This is a genomic window from Caenimonas soli (assembly GCF_013155545.1).
Lineage (GTDB): Bacteria > Pseudomonadota > Gammaproteobacteria > Burkholderiales > Burkholderiaceae_C > Ramlibacter > Ramlibacter soli.
Genome location: NZ_JABJVV010000012.1, coordinates 96882 through 114017 on the forward strand (window position 1 = coordinate 96882; position 17136 = coordinate 114017).

Below are 17136 nucleotides of genomic sequence, written 5' to 3' on the forward strand. Positions count from 1 at the left end.
GTGTCGTGGTGATCGGCACCGGCATCGTCGGGCTCAATGTCGGGCTGCGACTGTTGCGGGAGGGAATGCGGGTCGAGTTCATCGATCCGCGCCCGCCGGGCAGCGGCGCGTCTTACGGGAACGCCGGCGTCATCGCCGTCGAAGCCGCGGTCCCCTCCGGCATGCCGTCGATGCTGTTCGGCGCCCCGGGCTTTCTGTTTCGGCAGCAGGGACCCATCGCGGTGAAACCTGCCTACTTCCTGCAGGCGCTCCCTTGGCTGGTCCGGTTTCTGCCCGCTTGCCGGCCGCACCGTGTGGAGCAAATCTCGGCGGCGCTCCACTCAATGACGAGGTTCGCTCTGGAGGAGTACGAGCGGCTGTTTGCCGACCTGGGGCTAAAGGACGATATCCGGCGCACCGGCGCACTCATGCTGTACTACACACCAGCCTCGTTTCAAGGCGCCCAAGCCGCCATCCAGCTGCGAAGGAGGCGAGGCGCCAACATCGAAATCCTGGGCGAGAAAGAGGTGCAGGACCTGGAGCCCGCCTCGGGCCCGGTCTGCAGGGGCATTTACTTCCCGGACTATGCATCCCTGGACAGCCCCCAGCGGCTTTGCCAGCGCCTCGCGGACCGGGCGTCAGCGCTGGGCGCAGTCTTCCATGAAGCGGAAGCCCGCAGCATCGGCGTCGCCGGCGGCCGGTCGGTCTCCATCCTTTGCGGTGATGGGCGCGACCTTCAGCTCAAGGGCGCCGCGGTCATCATCGCGGCAGGTGCGCACTCGAGAGGCCTGGCGGCGGATGTCGGATGCGATATCCCGCTGGATACGGAACGCGGCTATCACGTCGAGATAGCGAACCCCAACATCACGCTGGGGCGGCCCGTCCTGGTCTCGGACGGCGCCTTCTTCGCGTCGACGATGCAGGGCCGCCTCAGGCTGGCCGGAACCGTCGAAATCGCGGGGCTGAAGAGAGAGCCGGATTGGCGTCGTGCGGACGCGATGGTGGAAAGGGCGAAGACGGCCTTCCCTGGGCTGCGGGCGACCGAATGGACCCGATGGATGGGGTTTCGCCCATCGGTGCCGCATTCGCTCCCGGTGATCGGCGCCTCGCCGCTCGTCTCGAACGCCTATGTCGCCTGTGGACATGGGCATCTTGGCATGACCTTGGGTGCGGTCACGGGGACGCTGATCGCGGACGCGATCCTGGGTCGCGATCCCATGCTCGACCAAAGCCCCTTCGCGCCTCGCAGGCTGCGCTCTTTCAATCCGCGTATCCATCGACCCGCACACCCTCCAACCGAGGGCGCGCAAGCATGAGTGGTCCCAAGGGATTCGCGGACGCTCGCTCGCTGTGGAAGAGTACGGCCGAGCCCGGGCCCGCACTCCCGATGCTCGAGACGGACCTGAGTGCCGACGTCGTCATCGTCGGCGGCGGCTACTCGGGGCTTTCCGCGGCGCATGCCCTTCAGCGGCGGGGCATCGAAGCCGTCGTGCTCGAAGCAAGGTCGGTTGGCTGGGGGGCGAGCGGCCGCAACGGCGGCGTCGTCAGCGCAAAATTTCGCGTGCCCTTTCCAGCGATGGCCAAGACCCACGGCCCGGAGACCGCGCGGCGCATGCACGGCATCGCGCATGAGTCGCTGCACGTCGTGGAAGAAATCATCGCAGACCTGGGCATTCCCCATGCGCAGTTCGAGCGTACCGGCAACCTGCGCTGCGCGCATAACGCGCGCGCGCTCGATGCCCTCATTGCCGAGGCGCAGTGGCTGCGCAGCGAGCTGAAAGACGACTCTTGCTCCGTGCTGTCGCGTGCGCAGCTTGCACAGGAGATCGGCTCGGACGCATTCGTCGGTGGTGTCCTCCATCGTTTGGCCGGCACGATCCATCCGCTCAACTACGCCCGCGGCATGGCAGCGGGCTTGGTGGCGCGCAAGGTGCAGATTTTCGAGAACAGCCCTGTCACCCGCATCCTGCGGGAACCGGCAGGCGTGGTGGTCGAAACGCCGGGCGCCAGGGTGCGGGCACGCCAGGTCCTGATAGCCACCGATGCCTATTCAGAACTCACCTCAGCGACCGGCCGGGTGAGCCGCAGCATCATCCCTTTCCGCAGCGCCATCATCGCGACCGAGCGCATGCCGCTGCACCTGCAGGCGAAGTTGCTAACGGCCCGTCGTGGCTACTCGGAAACGCGGCGCATGATGAAGTGGTTCCGCAAGGTCGACGGCCGCTTCGTGTTCGGCGGACGCGGGGCTTTCGGCAGGGAAGACACGGCGTCGTCATTCGAAGCCCTGCGACGCGCCATGACGACACTGTTTCCCGAACTCGAAGGCCTGGCAATCGACTTCCAATGGTCGGGGCTGGTGGGCATGACGCTGAACCAGCTGCCGCACGTTGGCCGCATCGATGACCGGCCCTGCGTCTCGTTTGGCTACAACGGCGTGGGCATCGCCATGGCGTCGCTGCTGGGCCAATATGCCGGCGCCTTGCTGGCCGGCGAGTCGCCGCAGCTCGCTTTGCTCGACGCGTCCCGGCAGAAGCCGGTGCCCTTCCACTCGCTGCGCGCACCCGGTGTACGGATAGTCACCGGCTGGTACCAGATGCTCGACGCGCTCGGGCGATGAGATATCGGACCGGCAACATCGTGACGCGCACGGCCGCGGCACGTCCACCCTAGGGAAGATGGGGCTCCGACTTCGCTGCCGCGATGAGACCCAGCGGATACCTGCGCTTGCCGGATGACTGGCGCAACACGATGCGGCTCGTGAACTTCTCGATCCCGATATCGTCCTGCAGCAGGCGCTCCATCAGCTCCTGAAAATGGGCGACACTCGGCGCCACGATTTTCAACAGGTAGTCGTACCCGCCACTGACGTTGTGCCACTCCACGATTTCGCCGTGCCGGTCGACGGCCTCCTCGAACTTGCGGAAGTCCGGGGGGCGATGGCTGCTGATCGTCACCTCGGAAAAAACGGTGACGCAATTGCCCAACTTCTCCAGCGCGATGTGGGCGCCATAGCCGCGAATCACACCGATTTCCTGCAACCGTTTCGTCCGTACGAGGCACGGGCTCTGGCTCAGGCCAACGGCGTTGGCCAACTCCACGTTCGAACAGCGTCCCTCGCGCTCGAGGTGCGCAAGTATCTTGAGGTCGAACCGGTCGAGGGAAGCTGGCGGGCCCATGGGTGAATGGTAGCGTCAGATGCAGCTCGCAACTAGTTCGCGCCGGCCGCCCGCGCTTCGACCAGGGATTCGTCGAGCGCCTTGATGACCAGGCCGGCCTGGTCCGCTGACAGCACCAGCGGCGGGCGGATCTTGAGCACGTTGTGCCCCATGGCACAGGCGCTGATCAGCACGCCCCTGTCGCGCATCCGATTGACCACCTGGCTTGTGAGCCCGCGATCCGGTGCTCGCGATGCGCGGTCGGAGACGAGTTCAACTCCGACAAAAAGGCCTGCCCCGCGTACGTCGCCGATGGCCTCGTGCCGGCCGGCAAGGGAGGCGATGCCGTCGTGCAGAATCTTCCCCACCTTGGCAGCGTGCTGCACCAGCCGGTCTCTATCGATCGTGTCCAACACCGCCAGCGCTGCCGCGCAGGAGACGGTATTGCCCGCGAAGGTGTTGAAGTAGCGCGAGCTTTTTCCGAATTCCGCCAGGACGTCGGCTGTCGCCAGCAGTCCCGCGATCGGCTGGCCGTTGCCCATCGGTTTGCCCATGGTAACGATGTCGGGCTGGACGCCATGGCGCTGGAAGCCCCAAAGGTGCTCGCCGGTCCGCCCGAAGCCGGGTTGCACTTCGTCGGCAATGAACAGGCCGCCCGCCCGCTTGATCGCGTCGACCGCGCCTTTCAGGAAGCCTTGCGGTCCGGGCAGGATGCCGTCGCTGGTGAACAGCGAATCGACGATCAGCGCGGCCGGCTTGATGCCATGGCGCTTCAGGTCAGCGATCGCCGCCTCGACGTCGCGGGTGAAGCGTTCGGAAAGGTCGGCGCCCTCGGCGTGATACAGGCGCGGCGCCGGAACCAGGCGAACATGCGCGCCGAGATCGACGGTCACGCCCAGCGAGGGCGAGAATTTCGATACGGCGTCGGTGATGCCGTGGTACGCGGTGTCGGTCACGATCACGCCGGTGCCACCGGTGCGGACCTTCGCAATGCGATAGGCGAGGTCGTTGGCTTCGCTGCCCGTGCAGGTCAACATCAGGTGGGCTAGCTCGGTCTCGGGCACGCTGGCGAGCAAGCGCTCGGCCAGTTCGAGAATCGTGTCGTGGAGATAGCGCGTGTTGGTGGCCAGCGTCTGCACCTGCCGGCAGATCGCCTCGGTCACAGCCGGATGGCAATGGCCGAGCGACGTGACGTTGTTGTAGGCGTCGAGGTAGCGGCGTCCCTCCGGGTCGATCAGCCAGGCGCCTTCGCCCCGTACGATATGCAGCGGCCGTTCATACATCAGGCGGTACGCCGGGCCGAGCAGGGCGTCGCGGCGCGCGATCATCGCCGCCGTGGCCGGGCCCACGTCGGCGCGGCCGGGGATGTAGGCGTTGACCATGTTCAGGTCGGTTGTGCTTTTCATTGAGTGGCTCCAGTTCTTGCACCGGCCAGCAGCCGGTCACGTGCGGTATCGCGGGAAAGGTCGGCCATGTGGGACAGCGCCTCCCACGCAGCGGGGTTGTGTCGCATGATGTAGGCGCGGTTCTCGGGGTAGCGCGCGGCGCGCCATTCGGAGATCAGCGCCGTAATGAGGTGGCGCGTCGCCATGAGATCGGCAACGATTTCCTGTTCGGCGTCGGTGAGCGGCAGCACCGCGTGGTAGGCGGCCACGAACTGGGCGGGCCCCTCGAATGGATCGGCGCTGCCGGCCATGTGGAAGGCGGCTGCGGTGCCGACTTCGCCGACCAACGGCGCGCGCACCATGTCGCCGAAGTCGATGATGCCCACGATGCGCGCCTGATCGTCGGGTGCGACCAGCACGTTGTAGAGGTGGTAGTCGTTGTGGATCACCTGGGAACGCATCGACGCCAGGCGCGGCAGCACGTGCACCTTGAAGCGCTCCATGAAGGCCCGGGCCAGCGCGCGGCGTTTGCCGTCTGGGAGGCTATCGAGCTGTTCGGCCAGCCGATGCGCCGTGGCCACGTTCCAGAGCAGGTCATGCGCCGCGCCCGGATGCGCGATACCGTGCAGTGCGCGGTTCAACGCGGCAAGGCCTGCCCCCATGGCGCGCCGCTGTTCGGCGGTGCGCACGGTCTCGCGGATCTGGATGCCGTCCAGGTAGGTCAGCATCCGCACGCGTGTGGGGCTGCCCTCGGGCAGCGCTATGGTGCCGTGCGTGCGTCCTTCCAGTGTCCGCACCACGCGCGGCACCGGCTGATCCGGTGACACGCGGGCGATGTGGTCCAGCGCCGCGATCTGGAAATCGACGACCGCGGCCGCCTCGGATGGATTGCTGATCTTGAAGACGTAGCGACTGCCATCCACCGCCTGCACCAGGCAGTTCTGGTCACGCTCGCCCGCCAACGGCCGGGCGCTGCCCTCGATGCCGTAGATGCGGCGGACCAAGGCCTCCACCGCCGCGGGCGCGAGGTCCGGCGCGGTGGTGCTCAATGCGGTCATAGGCCGAGCAGACCGGGAAGCTGGCGGATGTCGGTCAGGCGGGAGACGCCGTAGCCCTCGAGCGCCGGTTCATGCGCGCGATCGATGAATGCCTTCGCCATGAAGCCCAGGTCGGACGCCGTCATCAGGTCATACCGGAAACTCGACGAGACGTGCATCATCTGGTCCGGGGCGCATCCGAGCTGATCGAACATGTATTCGAAAGTCTGGAACCGCGGCTTGTACGCACGTGCCTCCTCGGCGGTGTAGACCGCGTGGAACTTCGCCTTGAGATGGACGACGCTCGCCGGGATCAGGTCGATCATCGAGTTCGAGAGGATCACCAGGGGGATGTGCGGCGCGATCGCCTCCAGAACCTCGACAACGTTCGGATGCGGTTGCCACGTTGGGACGGCGTCGTACAGCGCGACGGCGTCCGACGGCCTGTACTCGATGCCGTGCGCTTTGCATGCCCGCTGGATGGAGTTCTGCACGACGTCGAAGAAGGGCTTCCACTCGCCCAGGACTTCGTCGAGACGATAGGCTCGAAAGCTGTCGAGGAAGGCGGGCATCCGTGCGGCCGGAACGCGGTCCTTGAACAATTTGCTCGCGGCCGGACCCATCTCGAAATTGATGAGCGTGCCGTAGCAGTCAAAGCTGATGAATTTGGGTTTGAACGTCATAGAGCAATCCACGTGTTGGGGTGGATACGAGTCTATGAATCCCCCGGCTTCGGAAATGCCGCATTCACATGCGGTGCAAGTGGAATCCGTTTCAATCTTGACGCTTGCCGGAACTTTGCATGGCCCCGGGCTCAGAACTCAAAGCGCGGCCAGCTCTTCGAGCGTGATCGGCTTGAGGGGAGGGCGGATGCGGTAGTGGCCGACCTCGGCCGGAGAGACACCGCGCGCCTGCGCGATGACCTCCGTGACCGTGAGGCCGCAAAGGCGGCCCTGGCAGGGGCCCATGCCGCAGCGCGAGAAGGCTTTGGTCTGGCTCGGCCCCGCGCAGCCGAGCGCGACCATACGGCGCAACTCGCCGGCCGAGACTTCCTCGCAGCGGCAGGCGATCACGCCGTCGGCCGGCACGCGGTGCTGGAGCTTGGGACGGTAAAGCGCATCGAGGAAAGGCCGGATGTGAAGCTGGCGACGCAGCGCCGACCGCAGTGGCTGGGCCGCGCGGTCTCGCTCGCGTTCCGGCAAGCGCCCTGCGCTGTGCGCCGCGGCCAGTGCCGCGAGCTGTCCTTGCAAGGCCGCCGCTGCGCCGCCGGAAATGCCACGACCGTCGCCGGCGATCAGGAAGCCGTCCAGCGCGAGGCGGCCCCAAGCATCGGCCGTCGGCACCCAGCACAGCTGCTGGTCGTCCCAGCGGTGCGCGAACCGCAGCGACGCCGTGATCTGGTTGTTCGGCACCACGCCCTGGTGCAGCAGCACGAGGTCGGTCGGGACGCGGTGCGACTTAGCCCCCAGACGGAAGCTCAGGGCCGTGGCCCGTCGTCGCCTTCCACCGCGAGATCGGTTGCGCCGCGGTAGAAGGGAATGCCGGCGCCCTTGATGCTGCGGATCAGCCCCAGGCCCTTCTTCACGTCGCGCCATCCCGCCAGCGCGCCGCCGATGTGGCGCAAGGCCCGCAGGTAGTCGCTGCGCTGCGTGGTGTCGACGATGGCGCCGATGCGAACACCGGCCCGCAGGTACTGCCAGGCCAGCAGGTACAGCAAGGGTCCGCAGCCCGCCAGCACGACGGGCTGCGACGGCGCGAGCCCGGCGCTCTTGAGAAGGATCTGCGCCGCGCCGGCGGTCATCACGCCGGGCAGCGTCCAGCCCGGAATCGGAAACGGCCGCTCCATCGCACCGGTGCACAGGATGACCTGGCCGGCCGTGCTGGACCGGGATCGCCCATCCTTCAAGTAGTGGATGACGCGATCGCGCGTGACTTGCCAAACGGCTGCGCCGCCCATGTGACGCGCCGTCGATTGTGCGAAGCGCTCGACCAGCGCTCGGCCGGCGGCATAGTCGTCGCCGAGCACCTGCAGCCGCTCGACCCCGGCGCGCGCGACGTCGCGGTAGATCTGTCCGCCGGGATGCGCCTGCTCGTCGAGCAGCGCGACCGACAGGCCCAGTTCGGCTGCGGTGGCGGCCGCTGCGAGACCCGCCGGGCCCGCACCCACGACGGCCACGTCTACCGCCTCAAGCTGCATGGCGGGCGCCTTCCTGCGAGCGAATCTTCATGCCCGCATGCACTGTCACGAGGCAGGCCTGACGATTGGCTACGCCGTCGATTTCCAGCAGGCATTCGAAGCAGACGCCCATCATGCAGAAGGGCGCACGCGGCGCACCCGAGACGGGAGTGGAGCGAAAGCGCGTCACGCCGGCCGCCAACAAGACGGCAGCCATCGAGCCTTGACCCGGCACCTTCAGGGGGCGACCGTCGAACTCGATGTCAATGAGGAGTGCCGTGACGTCGGAGATCGGGCGAAAGAGCGGATCAGTGGGCATGATGGTGGTCCAGGGCCGGTGTCGAATGGTCGGCGACGGAGAAGCGCTCGACCCGAAAGGCCTCCAACTCCTCGGGTGCGGCCGCGCCGTTGATCCACGGGGCGATTCGAAAAGCATGGGCCGCCGCCAGGGTCACACCGCTGTGGCAAGTGACGACGTAGGCGCCGGGGCAGGACTTCGATTCCTGGTAGATCGGATAGCCGTCGGGCGTCATCACCCGCAGCGCGCCCCATACCCGAACCACGTTGAGCTGGCCGATCACGGGAAAACTCGCGACGGCGCGGCGCGAGAGTTCGGCCAGCGTCTTGCTGGTCGTGCTGTCGTCGAAGCCCGCATCTTCCATGGACTCGCCGATCTGGATGCCGCCCTCGTCGGTCTGGCGGATATGGCCCGTCGGATGGTCGAGGATTTTTTTGCACCGCTCCGTGATGATCAATTGCCCGCGATTCGGACGCACCGGCGCATGCAGGCCCACTTGCCCGGCCAGGCCTGCATTGCCCAAGCCTGCTGCCAGCACCAGCTTGGGCGCGCGAAACTGCCGGCCGCCGCTGTGCGCAGTGAACACCCCGTCTGCGTACGTGATGCGCTGCACCCCGTGGCCGGTCTTGAGCATCACCCCTCGCTGCGCGCACGCGGTGTGCAAGGCGCGCAGCAGCTTGAGCGGATTGACGTGGCCGTCCATCGGCGAGTAGCTGCCACCGATCACGGTCGGTCCGATATGGGGCAATCGCTGCAATAGGGCCGCGCGGTCCAGGATTTCATACGGGTAGTCGCCGCCTGCTTCATCGGCAACGGCGGCAAGCCGCTCGCGCCGCGCCTCGAGTTCGGCCTCGGAAAAGCACAGCGTGAAAGCACCCATCTGCCTGGCCTGGACATCGATGCCGGTTTGCTCCTGGAGTTGGGCGGCCAGCGCGGGCCATTGCCGGGCGGATTCGCGCGTCCAGCGGGCATATTGGGGAAAGCCGCGGCCCTTGCCATGGACCCAGATCAGGCCGAAGTTCCCGCGCGACGCGCGAAACGCATCGTCGCCTTCGTCCAATACGGTGATGTGCTTGCCGGGCTGCGCCAGTCCATAGGCCAATGCCGTGCCGACCAGGCCGCCGCCGATCACGATCACATCGCTAGCAGGCATGTATTCCAATCAGCGGGACATCCTGCAACTCTCCAGGGCCGGGGGAGCCATGTCGCGGCCAACCAAGGCGCGCGCAAAGAGATAGTCGTTGCGCACCCGTTCGCTTAACTGGTTCATGTCGACATGGCCCGCGGGATTGCATGGAAACGCGTAGCACCGCCCATCGACAAGGGACTGGAAGCGCAGCTCGTATTGCGGCATTGTCTGATCGCTCATTTCAGGTCTCCTGCACGCCCTGCGTGTGTTCACGCAATCAAGGTGGGTTCATGCAAACAAGATTACGCCGCCTTCGCAGTACATGGCGTCGCATGCGCGCGCAGGAGCAGCAGCAAATACCGGATGCGGCCCGCACGCGGCCAAAACTGCGGAATGAACTCCGCCACCGTGCGAACGACAAGACCGTCCAATCGCCGGCAGCACGGCGGAGCTAACTTCGCGCCTTCGGAAGTTGTGAATTCATCGCGCGATGTGCAGGAGCAAGAATGACCGTGGCCCTCGTGCTGCACCGTGCCGACGGCGCACCCGTTTCAACCTCTTTCCGCAGGGCGGCGTTCGGCAAAAGCGATCCCTTTGCGCGGCATCGCGAGATCGCCTGGGACGGGCCCGACTCGATGGTCGCGGGCCGGACCAGCTTCATCGGTGAGATCGAAGTCGCGAGCTTTCCCCACATCGAAACCATCGTCGTGGTGGAGGGTGAGCTGACCCTGACGGCGGCCGGGGCGGCCCCGCTGGTGCTCGGTCCCCAGACGGGTGCCGTCATCGGATGCGGTACGGCGCTTCGCATCCTGGCCGGATCCCGCGCGCGGTTCGTGTTTTGCGCGGCCGCCTGCGACAAGCCGACGAAGCGCGGCCTTTTCCCTCTGCGCGCCGACGCCGATTTCAAGCCGTCCGCGTCGCTGCCGGCCGAGGTGCTCCTGGGCCCGGCGCCGCAATGCCGCAGCGACAACGTCTTCACCGACGACGGCGCGGACTACCGCGCGGGAACCTGGGATTCCACGCCCTACCACCGGATCGTTCGCCCGCACCGCGTGAACGAGTTCATGCATCTGCTGGCCGGCAGCGTGCGGTTCGCGGCCCCGGATGGCGGCGTGCTGTCGGCGGGCGCCGGCGATGCGCTTTTCGTGCCCAAAGGCGCACCGACCGGATGGGAGAGCAGCGATCGCGTGGCGAAGTTCTACGTGATCCAAGCTGTCCAGGCTTGATATCGCCAATGACCACCACAGGCGTCAGCTACCGGCGGATGAACGCCGATGACCTTCCCTCGGCGAACGGCCTGACGCAGGTGTTGCGCTGGGCGCACCGACTGGAGGACTGGCAGTTCCTGCACCGCCTGGGCGCGGGTTTCGTGGCGCAGGAATCGTGCAGCACCAGGGCACCATGAAGAAAACGGCCCCGATTGCACTGGCCGCGGGAGAGCGAATCCGCCCGGTCGTCCACGCTGGAACCTAGCCGATCACGTGGTTGCCGGAACTTTGCGCGGCCTGGTTTTTCCGGCGTTGATTTAGTTATTCAATGCAACTATATTGACATCCATCCGGAAACCTGTCTCTCCTATTCCCATGGCCCACGCCCCCCTGCCAGGACCCGACGGCCTGTTCACCGTGACCGTCCCACCGCGCTTCGGTGTCGACAGCAGTGCCGTGGGCTGGCGTGGCGCTTTTTTCACGGACCTCCAAGCCGCCCCGCAGGGCATAGTCGATCACTGCCATGTGCGCTTCAGCGTGCAACAGTCGGCCGTGCCGATTCAGATTCGCGAGCTGCGTGCCGGCGCCGCGTGGACCACCGCGACGCCGGGCGTTGGCGTCTGGCAACCGGGTGACGAACAACGCTTCGAGTGGCGGGGCGGTGGAAGCCGGCGGTTTCTCTTTGTTGATCCGGCCATGGTCGAGCAGGTTCTGGACCGCCCGGCCGCTCCACAAACCTCACGCCGAGGGCCTGCTGAGGTCATCGCTTCTCCTCTTGCGGCGACGCTTCTACAGGCACTGGTGCACGACTTGCAGGACGGCAGCCCCGGGGGGCCACTCGTGGGCGACAGCGTGATCGTCGCGCTGGTGGTCCACCTGTGGGGAACCGGGTCGGACCGGCGTGCGGGTATTGGCCTTTCTGCTGGTGCGTCCAAGCGTGTGCTCGCCTACATCGAGGAGCGGCTGGACACGCCGGTGAGCCTGGCCGAGCTGGCGGACCTGGCCCGCATGAGTGTGCGGCACTTCTGCCGGGCTTTTCGTGCGAGCATGGGCTGTTCTCCCCACCAGTACCTCCTGCGCGCCAGCGCGTCGAGCGAGCCAAGTCGTTGATCGCCACACGGGAGATGGCACTGTGCGACATCGCGCAGGCGGCCGGTTTCACCGACCAAAGCCAGTTGACGCGCACGTTCCGAAAGCAGATGGGCATCACGCCCGCCGCCTACCGCGCCGGCCGCTAGCCGCCCGCCTACCCGGCCATGGCCGGATTCGGCCACCCTGGCCCGAAGCGCCAAGACTCCACGGATGCCCGCGCCTAGATTGGGGCCCGTCCGGGCATCCCGCCCGGCCCGCACGAAAACGCCGGAGACAAATTATGAAGTGCAGAATCACCTTTCACACCGCCGCCGCCATCACGCTGGCCGCAACGATCGCCGGGTGCGGCGGCGGGAGCGGGGCGGCCGCATTGAGTTGCGAAGCCATCACCAGCGCGTCGCTCGGCATCGCCGGCCTGAAGGTCGCATCGGCCGTCAGCGTGGCCGCGAAATCCGACGGCGCGACGGCAGCCGAGAACTATCCCGCGCATTGCCGCGTGCAAGGCAGCATCAACGATCGCACCGGCATCGACGGAAAACCCTATGCCATCCGCTACGAAGTCCGCTTGCCGGAGGCCTGGAACGGCAAGTTCTTCTTCCAGGGCGGCGGCGGCACCAACGGCTTTCTGGCACCTGCCGTGGGAAGCCTGGTCAATTCCTCCGAGTCCAATGCATTGAGCCAGGGCTACGCGGTCGCCAGCACCGACGGCGGGCACAACGGAGGGCAGGCCGACGTAAGCTTCGGCCTCGATCCGCAAGCGCGATCGGATTACGGCTACAACGCGGTCGGCACTTTGACGCCCGCGGCCAAGCAGATCATCTCGCGAAGGTATGGGCGCGCGCCGGACCGCTCGTACCTGATGGGCTGCTCCAACGGCGGGCGCGATGCGATGGTCGCGGCCACACGCTTCGCCGACCAGTTCGACGGCATGGTGGCCGCCAACCCGGGGTTCAACCTGCCCAAGGCCGCCATCGCCCAGCAGTGGGACACGCAGCAGTTCATGTCCGCGGGCGCAGGCCAGCTCCCGAAAGACGCCTTCCCGCCATCGGTGCTGAGCGCGGTGTCGAACCGCATCCTCGCGAAGTGCGACGCGCTCGACGGCGCGGCTGACGGCATCGTCAACAACCGCAGCGCTTGCCAGGCGGCGTTCAACCTCGACACCGACGTTCCCACCTGCACCGGCGCGCCCGATGGCACCTGCGCGACCGCGGCCCAGAAAACGGCGCTGCAGAAAGTCTTCGGCGGGGCGAAGAACGGCGCCGGCCAGGCCCTGTATGCCTCGTTCCCGTGGGACGCCGGAGTTTCCGGCGCCAACTGGCGCTTCTGGAAGCTGGACGCGGGCTTCGCACCGCTGCCGTTCAACACCTTGATCGGCGCCGGCGCGATGGGCTACATCTTCACCTCGCCGCCCGATGCCCCCAACCTGGCCGACGCGGGCCTGGGCTACCAGCTCGGCTTCAGCATGGACACCGATGCGCCGAAGATCTTCGCGAAGAACGCCGTGTTCAAGGAGTCGGCGATGGACTTCATGACGCCCGTGAATGCGACCCAGCTGTCGGCCTTGAAGAACCGCGGCGGCAAGCTGATCGTCTACCACGGCACGGCCGACCCGGTCTTCTCGCCCAACGACACCATCGCGTGGTACGACGCCCTCAACGCGGGCGACAGCACAGCGCAGGGATACGCGCGCCTGTTCCTCGTGCCGGGCATGAACCATTGCAGCGGCGGCCCGGCGACGGACCGGTTCAACATGCTGGCGGCCCTGGAGAACTGGGTCGAACGCGGAACGGCGCCCGAGTCCGTTGTTGCGAAGGTCAATCCCGCCGACCCTGACGTTGTGACCAAGGGATGGCCCGCGACCCGCACTCGCCCGCTGTGCGCCTATCCCAGGCAGGCCATGCTGAAAGCCGGGGCGACGGATCTCGAAAGTGCGAGTTCCTTCGTCTGCCAGTGAGAAGCCGCGAGGCGGGCATCGGCGTAGTCATGTATCCAGCCAGACGTGTTCGGCGAACGTATAGCCCATCATCCCGCCGAGCGGGATCGGCGTCAGCCCCTTGAGCTTCTTGCTGTGGCCGTCGATGTTCGACATGAAGAACGGGATGCCGATGCCGCTGCCCTCGTGGATCATCACCTGCATGTCGGCGTATATCTGAGCGCGCTTTGCAGTGTCGGGCTCGCCGCGCGCGGCGACGAGCAGCTGGTCGAACTTCTCGCTCTTCCACGCCGATTCGTTCCACGGCGCATCGGACTTGAAGAAGGACGTAAGGAGGACATCGGCGCTGGGGCGCGGGTTGACCGCGCCGAATCCCACCGGATGCTTCATCCAGTGCTGCGACCAGTAACCGTCCGCCGGCATGCGGCGCACGTCGAGGTTCATGCCGATCTGCTTGGCCGCGTACTGCAGCACCAGCCCGATCTCGACCGAGCTGGTCGCGGCAGGCGACACCACCATGGGCACCACCGTGCTGCCGATGCCTGATTTCTGGAAGTGGAACTTCGCCTTGTCGGGGTCGTACGCCCGCTGCTTGAGGCCGTTGAAGTAGAAGCGGTTGCTGGGATCGATGGGTTGGTCGTTGGCCACCACCCCGCGACCGATCATGATCGACTTGAGCATCTGCTCACGATTGAACAGGTACTTGAGCGCCTTCACGAAGTCCGGGTTGTTGCCGGGCGCGCTGTCCAGGCGAACCACCATGTCCGTGTAGGTGCCGGCTTTCGTCTCGAAGATCGCATGCTTGCCGGTGGCGGTGATGCGATCGATCGAGCGCGGGTTCACCGATCCGACCAGATCCAATTCACCTGCCAGCAGTGCATTGATGCGCGCCGATTCATCGCCGATTCCGACGTATTCGATCTCGTCGACGTAGGGCCGGTTCGGCTTCCAGTAGTTGTCGTTGCGGATGGCCAGAGAGCGCACGCCGGGCTTGAATTCCTTGACCTTGTAAGGCCCCGTGCCGATGCCGGCGTTGAAGTCGGTTGTGCCGTCCTTGACGATGTGGAAGTGATACGTGCCCAGGACCACCGGCAGGTCCGCGTTCGGCGTTGCGAGGCGGATCGTCACTTCATTCGGACCGGTGGCGGTCACCTCGTCAATGGGGTCGGCCAGCACCTTGGCCTTCGAGGCCGTCGCGGGATTCTTGTGGCGCATGATCGAGAAGATCACGTCTTGCGGCGTCAGCGGCTTGCCGTCGTGGAAGGTCACGCCCTTGCGCAGCTTGAACACCCAGGTCTTCGCGTCCTTCGTCGCGAACTCCTCGGCCAGGGACGGCTGCGGCGTCAGGCTGCCGTCCAGGTACGTGAGCCCGTTGTAGAACATGAACCCGCGGATGTAGTCGGTGTGGTTCGACTGCTTCGCCGGGTCGAGCGTGTCGCTCACAGCTGCGGTGGCGCCCGCCACCTTGATGCGCCCGCCCTTCTTCGGCGTTTCGGCAGCGTGCGCGTTGCTCGCCACTGTCGCAATGCCGCTCGCAAGCGCGGCCTGCATGCCGCCGGCCATCAGCATCGTGAGGACGTCGCGCCGGCTCGCCCCACGCTTCAACGCGTCGTGGATGCGCGTGCTGTCTGCCGGACCGATCAATAGATCGAGCTCTTTGCGTTCGTTCATGTCATGTCTCCGGTAGGGTTGGAGGGTTGGAGGGATCAGAAAGGCGCGAGTATCTTGTTCCTAGACGGTGATCTGGGCTTCCTTCACCATGACTTTCCAGCGATCGACTTCCTGTTTCATGAAGGCGTTGACCTGCAGAAGCGACATGTCGGGCATCAAAGGTGTTCCCTGATCCTCGAATTGCTTCACCAGGGTGGCGTTCTTCCGGCCTGCGCCGATCCCCTCATGCAAGCGAGCGACGATGTCGCCTGGTGTGCCTGCGGGCGAGGCGCTTGCCGGCTGTCGCGCCAAGCGCGCGCAACCGACCGGCGCGCACGAGCGGACCCACGACGGACCAGGAATCGACGGCGAAGGTGAGACGGCCCGCCATGACCTCCGACATGACGCCTTGCGATCCTTGCTTGAAAGGCACGTGCAGGAGGTTGGGAACGCCCAGGCGGTTGGCGAGCAGCTTGCATGCGATGTGGCTGCTCGCACCCACCCCGTTGGAGCCGTAGTTGTGGCGATCCGGAGCGGCCTTGATGCGGGCGGAGAGGTCCTGGAAGGTGCGGATGTCGCTGTCGCCACTGACCACCAGGACCGTGGGTACGCTGGTCGTCACCGCGACGGGCAGGAAATCGTGAATGGGCTGGTAGGCCAGGTCGGGGTAGATGAACGGCGCGATCGCCCAGGTGGTGGCCGTGCTGTAGAGAAACGTGTACCCATCGGGCGCCGACCGCGCGGCAGCAGTGGCCCCAATGTTGCCTCCTGCGCCCGCGCGATTATCGACGATGACCGAAGCGCCACCCAACTGCTTGCCGATGACTTCGCCCCAAATCCGTGCGGCGATGTCCGTACTGCTGCCTGGGCCGAATGGGACGATCAGCTTGATGGCGCGATTCGGATAACGATCTTGCGCCGTCGCGGCCGCCGATCCAAGGATGCCGCTTGCCGCCAAGGGCAGGCTGGCCAGGGAGCTCAAGAATTTTCTACGGGTAGCATGCATGGTCTGTTGTCCTCTGTGGATGGCTCGGGGCATGTGCGTCCATTCAACCGCAGAACTTGCGCATGGCACGCAGCCAGCTGCCGCCGAGCAAGGCTTTCAAATCGCTTTCCGAGTAGCCGCGGTCGAACAGGCCTTGGGTCAGGTTCGGAAGCTTACGAACCGACTCGACACCGATCGGATAGGACTGGCGGCCAAAGGCAGCCAGCGGCCCGAAGATGTCGGGACGGCGGGTACGCCAGGTCACGACGCTCGGCGGGGCCACCACGGTTGCGGCTTCCTGGAAGGCCTCGACATAGTCCATCCCGATACCAACGTGGTCGACGCCTACGAGCTTCACGAAGTGATCCATGTGGTTGAGCAGGTCGTCAAGGGTCGGCGTCTCGTCGGCCAGCGATTGCGGCAGGCCGCAAACGCCGATCATTCCGCCCTTGGCGGCCATCGCCTTGACGGTGGCGTCGGTCGTGTTGCGACCGTTGCTGCGCAGTTCGTCGCTGTTCGAGTGGGTGCAGACGGGTGCCCGTGCCAGTGCCGCCGCTTCCGCCCGGGTGCGATGGCCGCAGTGCGACAGGTCCAGCATCAGCGGCAGGGTATTGACCAAGGAGATCAGTTCCTCGCCCAGATAAGTGAGGCCCGCGTCGCGCTTCTCGCCGCAGCCGTCGCCGAGCGCGTTGGCCGTGGTGTAGGCGAGACCCAGGAAGCGCAGGCCCATCCGGGTCATGGCTTCAATGCGCCAGAACTGGTCCTGGTCCTCGATCATGCTGGCACCTTGGGTGCCGATCACGATGCCGAGTTTGCCTTTCTGCTTGGCGGCGAGAACGTCGTCGGCCGTCTTGCACAGCATCAGAAGTGGGCTCTTGTCGATCTTGGCCAGGTGGCGCTCGAAGTTCTGCAGCGTCTTGTCCCAGTTCTCCTCCAGCGCGAAGGTCACGTTGGCGGCGTTGACACCCCCCTCGATCGCGCGTCGGGTGAACTTCTCATCGAGCACATAGGCGATCGCCAACCCATCGAATACGAGGTTGCTCTCGTGGAAACGGCGCGCCTTGTCGTCGGCGACAAGGGATTCTGCGGGGTTGACGGTCACTGACATC

General features: G+C 66.0%; 17 protein-coding genes and 1 pseudogene. 7 read left to right on the forward strand and 11 right to left on the reverse strand.

What is annotated here, in order from left to right:
- Positions 1 to 5 precede the first annotated feature (5 nt).
- On the forward strand, positions 6 to 1295 hold the full coding sequence (locus HNE04_RS18895) for an NAD(P)/FAD-dependent oxidoreductase (protein ID WP_172222586.1): 1290 nt from the start codon (positions 6 to 8) through the stop codon (positions 1293 to 1295).
- Positions 1292 to 2596: an NAD(P)/FAD-dependent oxidoreductase gene (locus tag HNE04_RS18900; protein ID WP_172222589.1), complete on the forward strand. Its 1305-nt coding sequence runs from the start codon at positions 1292 to 1294 to the stop codon at positions 2594 to 2596. Before HNE04_RS18895 ends, HNE04_RS18900 begins: the two co-directional genes overlap by 4 nt.
- A 49-nt stretch (positions 2597 to 2645) precedes the next feature.
- On the opposite strand, the gene HNE04_RS18905 is transcribed toward HNE04_RS18900, so the two are convergent.
- The 8 genes and pseudogenes from HNE04_RS18905 to HNE04_RS18940 all read right to left on the reverse strand — a co-directional run bounded on the left by HNE04_RS18905 (position 2646) and on the right by HNE04_RS18940 (position 9399).
- Positions 2646 to 3155 (reverse strand): Lrp/AsnC family transcriptional regulator, encoded by a 510-nt coding sequence (locus tag HNE04_RS18905; protein WP_172222591.1) that lies wholly within the window; start codon positions 3153 to 3155, stop codon positions 2646 to 2648.
- A gap of 32 nt (positions 3156 to 3187) precedes the next feature.
- A complete protein-coding gene (locus tag HNE04_RS18910) occupies positions 3188 to 4540 on the reverse strand; it encodes an aspartate aminotransferase family protein (RefSeq protein WP_172222594.1) in 1353 nt (450 codons plus the stop codon).
- The gene (locus tag HNE04_RS18915; protein ID WP_172222596.1) at positions 4537 to 5577 is read right to left on the reverse strand and encodes a phosphotransferase; all 1041 of its coding nucleotides are present in this window, start codon (positions 5575 to 5577) and stop codon (positions 4537 to 4539) included. The genes HNE04_RS18910 and HNE04_RS18915 overlap by 4 nt, the downstream gene beginning before the upstream one ends.
- On the reverse strand, positions 5574 to 6239 hold the full coding sequence (locus tag HNE04_RS18920) for a haloacid dehalogenase type II (protein WP_172222599.1): 666 nt from the start codon (positions 6237 to 6239) through the stop codon (positions 5574 to 5576). Before HNE04_RS18920 ends, HNE04_RS18915 begins: the two co-directional genes overlap by 4 nt.
- Before the next feature lie 138 nt (positions 6240 to 6377).
- A pseudogene (locus HNE04_RS28430) lies at positions 6378 to 7753 on the reverse strand (FAD/NAD(P)-dependent oxidoreductase).
- Positions 7743 to 8051: a (2Fe-2S)-binding protein gene (locus HNE04_RS18930; protein ID WP_172222602.1), complete on the reverse strand. Its 309-nt coding sequence runs from the start codon at positions 8049 to 8051 to the stop codon at positions 7743 to 7745. The pseudogene HNE04_RS28430 and the gene HNE04_RS18930 overlap by 11 nt, the downstream one beginning before the upstream one ends.
- A complete protein-coding gene (locus tag HNE04_RS18935) occupies positions 8041 to 9183 on the reverse strand; it encodes an NAD(P)/FAD-dependent oxidoreductase (protein ID WP_172222604.1) in 1143 nt (380 codons plus the stop codon). The genes HNE04_RS18930 and HNE04_RS18935 overlap by 11 nt, the downstream gene beginning before the upstream one ends.
- Before the next feature lie 9 nt (positions 9184 to 9192).
- The gene (locus HNE04_RS18940) at positions 9193 to 9399 is read right to left on the reverse strand and encodes a hypothetical protein (protein WP_172222606.1); all 207 of its coding nucleotides are present in this window, start codon (positions 9397 to 9399) and stop codon (positions 9193 to 9195) included.
- 266 nt (positions 9400 to 9665) lie between these two features.
- On the opposite strand from HNE04_RS18940, the gene HNE04_RS18945 reads away from it, so the two are divergent.
- From HNE04_RS18945 to HNE04_RS18965, 5 genes are all read left to right on the forward strand, one after another.
- A complete protein-coding gene (locus HNE04_RS18945) occupies positions 9666 to 10385 on the forward strand; it encodes a cupin domain-containing protein (protein WP_172222608.1) in 720 nt (239 codons plus the stop codon).
- Between the two features lie 8 nt (positions 10386 to 10393).
- On the forward strand, positions 10394 to 10564 hold the full coding sequence (locus tag HNE04_RS18950) for a hypothetical protein (RefSeq protein ID WP_172222610.1): 171 nt from the start codon (positions 10394 to 10396) through the stop codon (positions 10562 to 10564).
- A 178-nt stretch (positions 10565 to 10742) separates the two neighbouring features.
- Positions 10743 to 11477 carry a helix-turn-helix domain-containing protein gene (locus HNE04_RS18955; RefSeq protein WP_172222612.1) on the forward strand — a complete coding sequence of 245 codons (735 nt, stop codon included), beginning with the start codon at positions 10743 to 10745 and terminating at the stop codon, positions 11475 to 11477.
- A 14-nt stretch (positions 11478 to 11491) separates the two neighbouring features.
- Positions 11492 to 11605, forward strand: coding sequence for an AraC family transcriptional regulator (locus HNE04_RS18960; RefSeq protein ID WP_235965168.1), 114 nt, complete (start codon positions 11492 to 11494; stop codon positions 11603 to 11605).
- Positions 11606 to 11739: 134 nt separating this feature from the next.
- A complete protein-coding gene (locus HNE04_RS18965; RefSeq protein ID WP_172222616.1) occupies positions 11740 to 13413 on the forward strand; it encodes a tannase/feruloyl esterase family alpha/beta hydrolase in 1674 nt (557 codons plus the stop codon).
- 27 nt (positions 13414 to 13440) lie between these two features.
- Here the strand turns inward: HNE04_RS18965 and HNE04_RS18970 are convergent, their stop codons facing one another.
- The 3 genes from HNE04_RS18970 to HNE04_RS18980 form a co-directional block, all read right to left on the reverse strand.
- The gene (locus HNE04_RS18970) at positions 13441 to 15063 is read right to left on the reverse strand and encodes an ABC transporter substrate-binding protein (protein WP_172222618.1); all 1623 of its coding nucleotides are present in this window, start codon (positions 15061 to 15063) and stop codon (positions 13441 to 13443) included.
- Between the two features lie 223 nt (positions 15064 to 15286).
- Positions 15287 to 16024 carry a Bug family tripartite tricarboxylate transporter substrate binding protein gene (locus HNE04_RS18975; RefSeq protein ID WP_328700361.1) on the reverse strand — a complete coding sequence of 246 codons (738 nt, stop codon included), beginning with the start codon at positions 16022 to 16024 and terminating at the stop codon, positions 15287 to 15289.
- A gap of 67 nt (positions 16025 to 16091) precedes the next feature.
- On the reverse strand, positions 16092 to 17135 hold the full coding sequence (locus tag HNE04_RS18980; protein WP_172222620.1) for a membrane dipeptidase: 1044 nt from the start codon (positions 17133 to 17135) through the stop codon (positions 16092 to 16094).
- Position 17136 lies beyond the last annotated feature (1 nt).

Coding starts and splice junctions, on each gene's coding strand:
- HNE04_RS18965 (WP_172222616.1), top strand. CDS start 11,740: ATGAAGTGCAGAATCACCTTTCACACCGCCGCCGCCATCACGCTGGCC.
- HNE04_RS18915 (WP_172222596.1), bottom strand. CDS start 5,577: ATGACCGCATTGAGCACCACCGCGCCGGACCTCGCGCCCGCGGCGGTG.
- HNE04_RS18980 (WP_172222620.1), bottom strand. CDS start 17,135: ATGTCAGTGACCGTCAACCCCGCAGAATCCCTTGTCGCCGACGACAAG.
- HNE04_RS18940 (WP_172222606.1), bottom strand. CDS start 9,399: ATGAGCGATCAGACAATGCCGCAATACGAGCTGCGCTTCCAGTCCCTT.
- HNE04_RS18935 (WP_172222604.1), bottom strand. CDS start 9,183: ATGCCTGCTAGCGATGTGATCGTGATCGGCGGCGGCCTGGTCGGCACG.
- HNE04_RS18960 (WP_235965168.1), top strand. CDS start 11,492: ATGGCACTGTGCGACATCGCGCAGGCGGCCGGTTTCACCGACCAAAGC.
- HNE04_RS18950 (WP_172222610.1), top strand. CDS start 10,394: ATGACCACCACAGGCGTCAGCTACCGGCGGATGAACGCCGATGACCTT.
- HNE04_RS18905 (WP_172222591.1), bottom strand. CDS start 3,155: ATGGGCCCGCCAGCTTCCCTCGACCGGTTCGACCTCAAGATACTTGCG.
- HNE04_RS18970 (WP_172222618.1), bottom strand. CDS start 15,063: ATGAACGAACGCAAAGAGCTCGATCTATTGATCGGTCCGGCAGACAGC.
- HNE04_RS18920 (WP_172222599.1), bottom strand. CDS start 6,239: ATGACGTTCAAACCCAAATTCATCAGCTTTGACTGCTACGGCACGCTC.
- HNE04_RS18900 (WP_172222589.1), top strand. CDS start 1,292: ATGAGTGGTCCCAAGGGATTCGCGGACGCTCGCTCGCTGTGGAAGAGT.
- HNE04_RS18955 (WP_172222612.1), top strand. CDS start 10,743: ATGGCCCACGCCCCCCTGCCAGGACCCGACGGCCTGTTCACCGTGACC.
- HNE04_RS18945 (WP_172222608.1), top strand. CDS start 9,666: ATGACCGTGGCCCTCGTGCTGCACCGTGCCGACGGCGCACCCGTTTCA.
- HNE04_RS18930 (WP_172222602.1), bottom strand. CDS start 8,051: ATGCCCACTGATCCGCTCTTTCGCCCGATCTCCGACGTCACGGCACTC.
- HNE04_RS18910 (WP_172222594.1), bottom strand. CDS start 4,540: ATGAAAAGCACAACCGACCTGAACATGGTCAACGCCTACATCCCCGGC.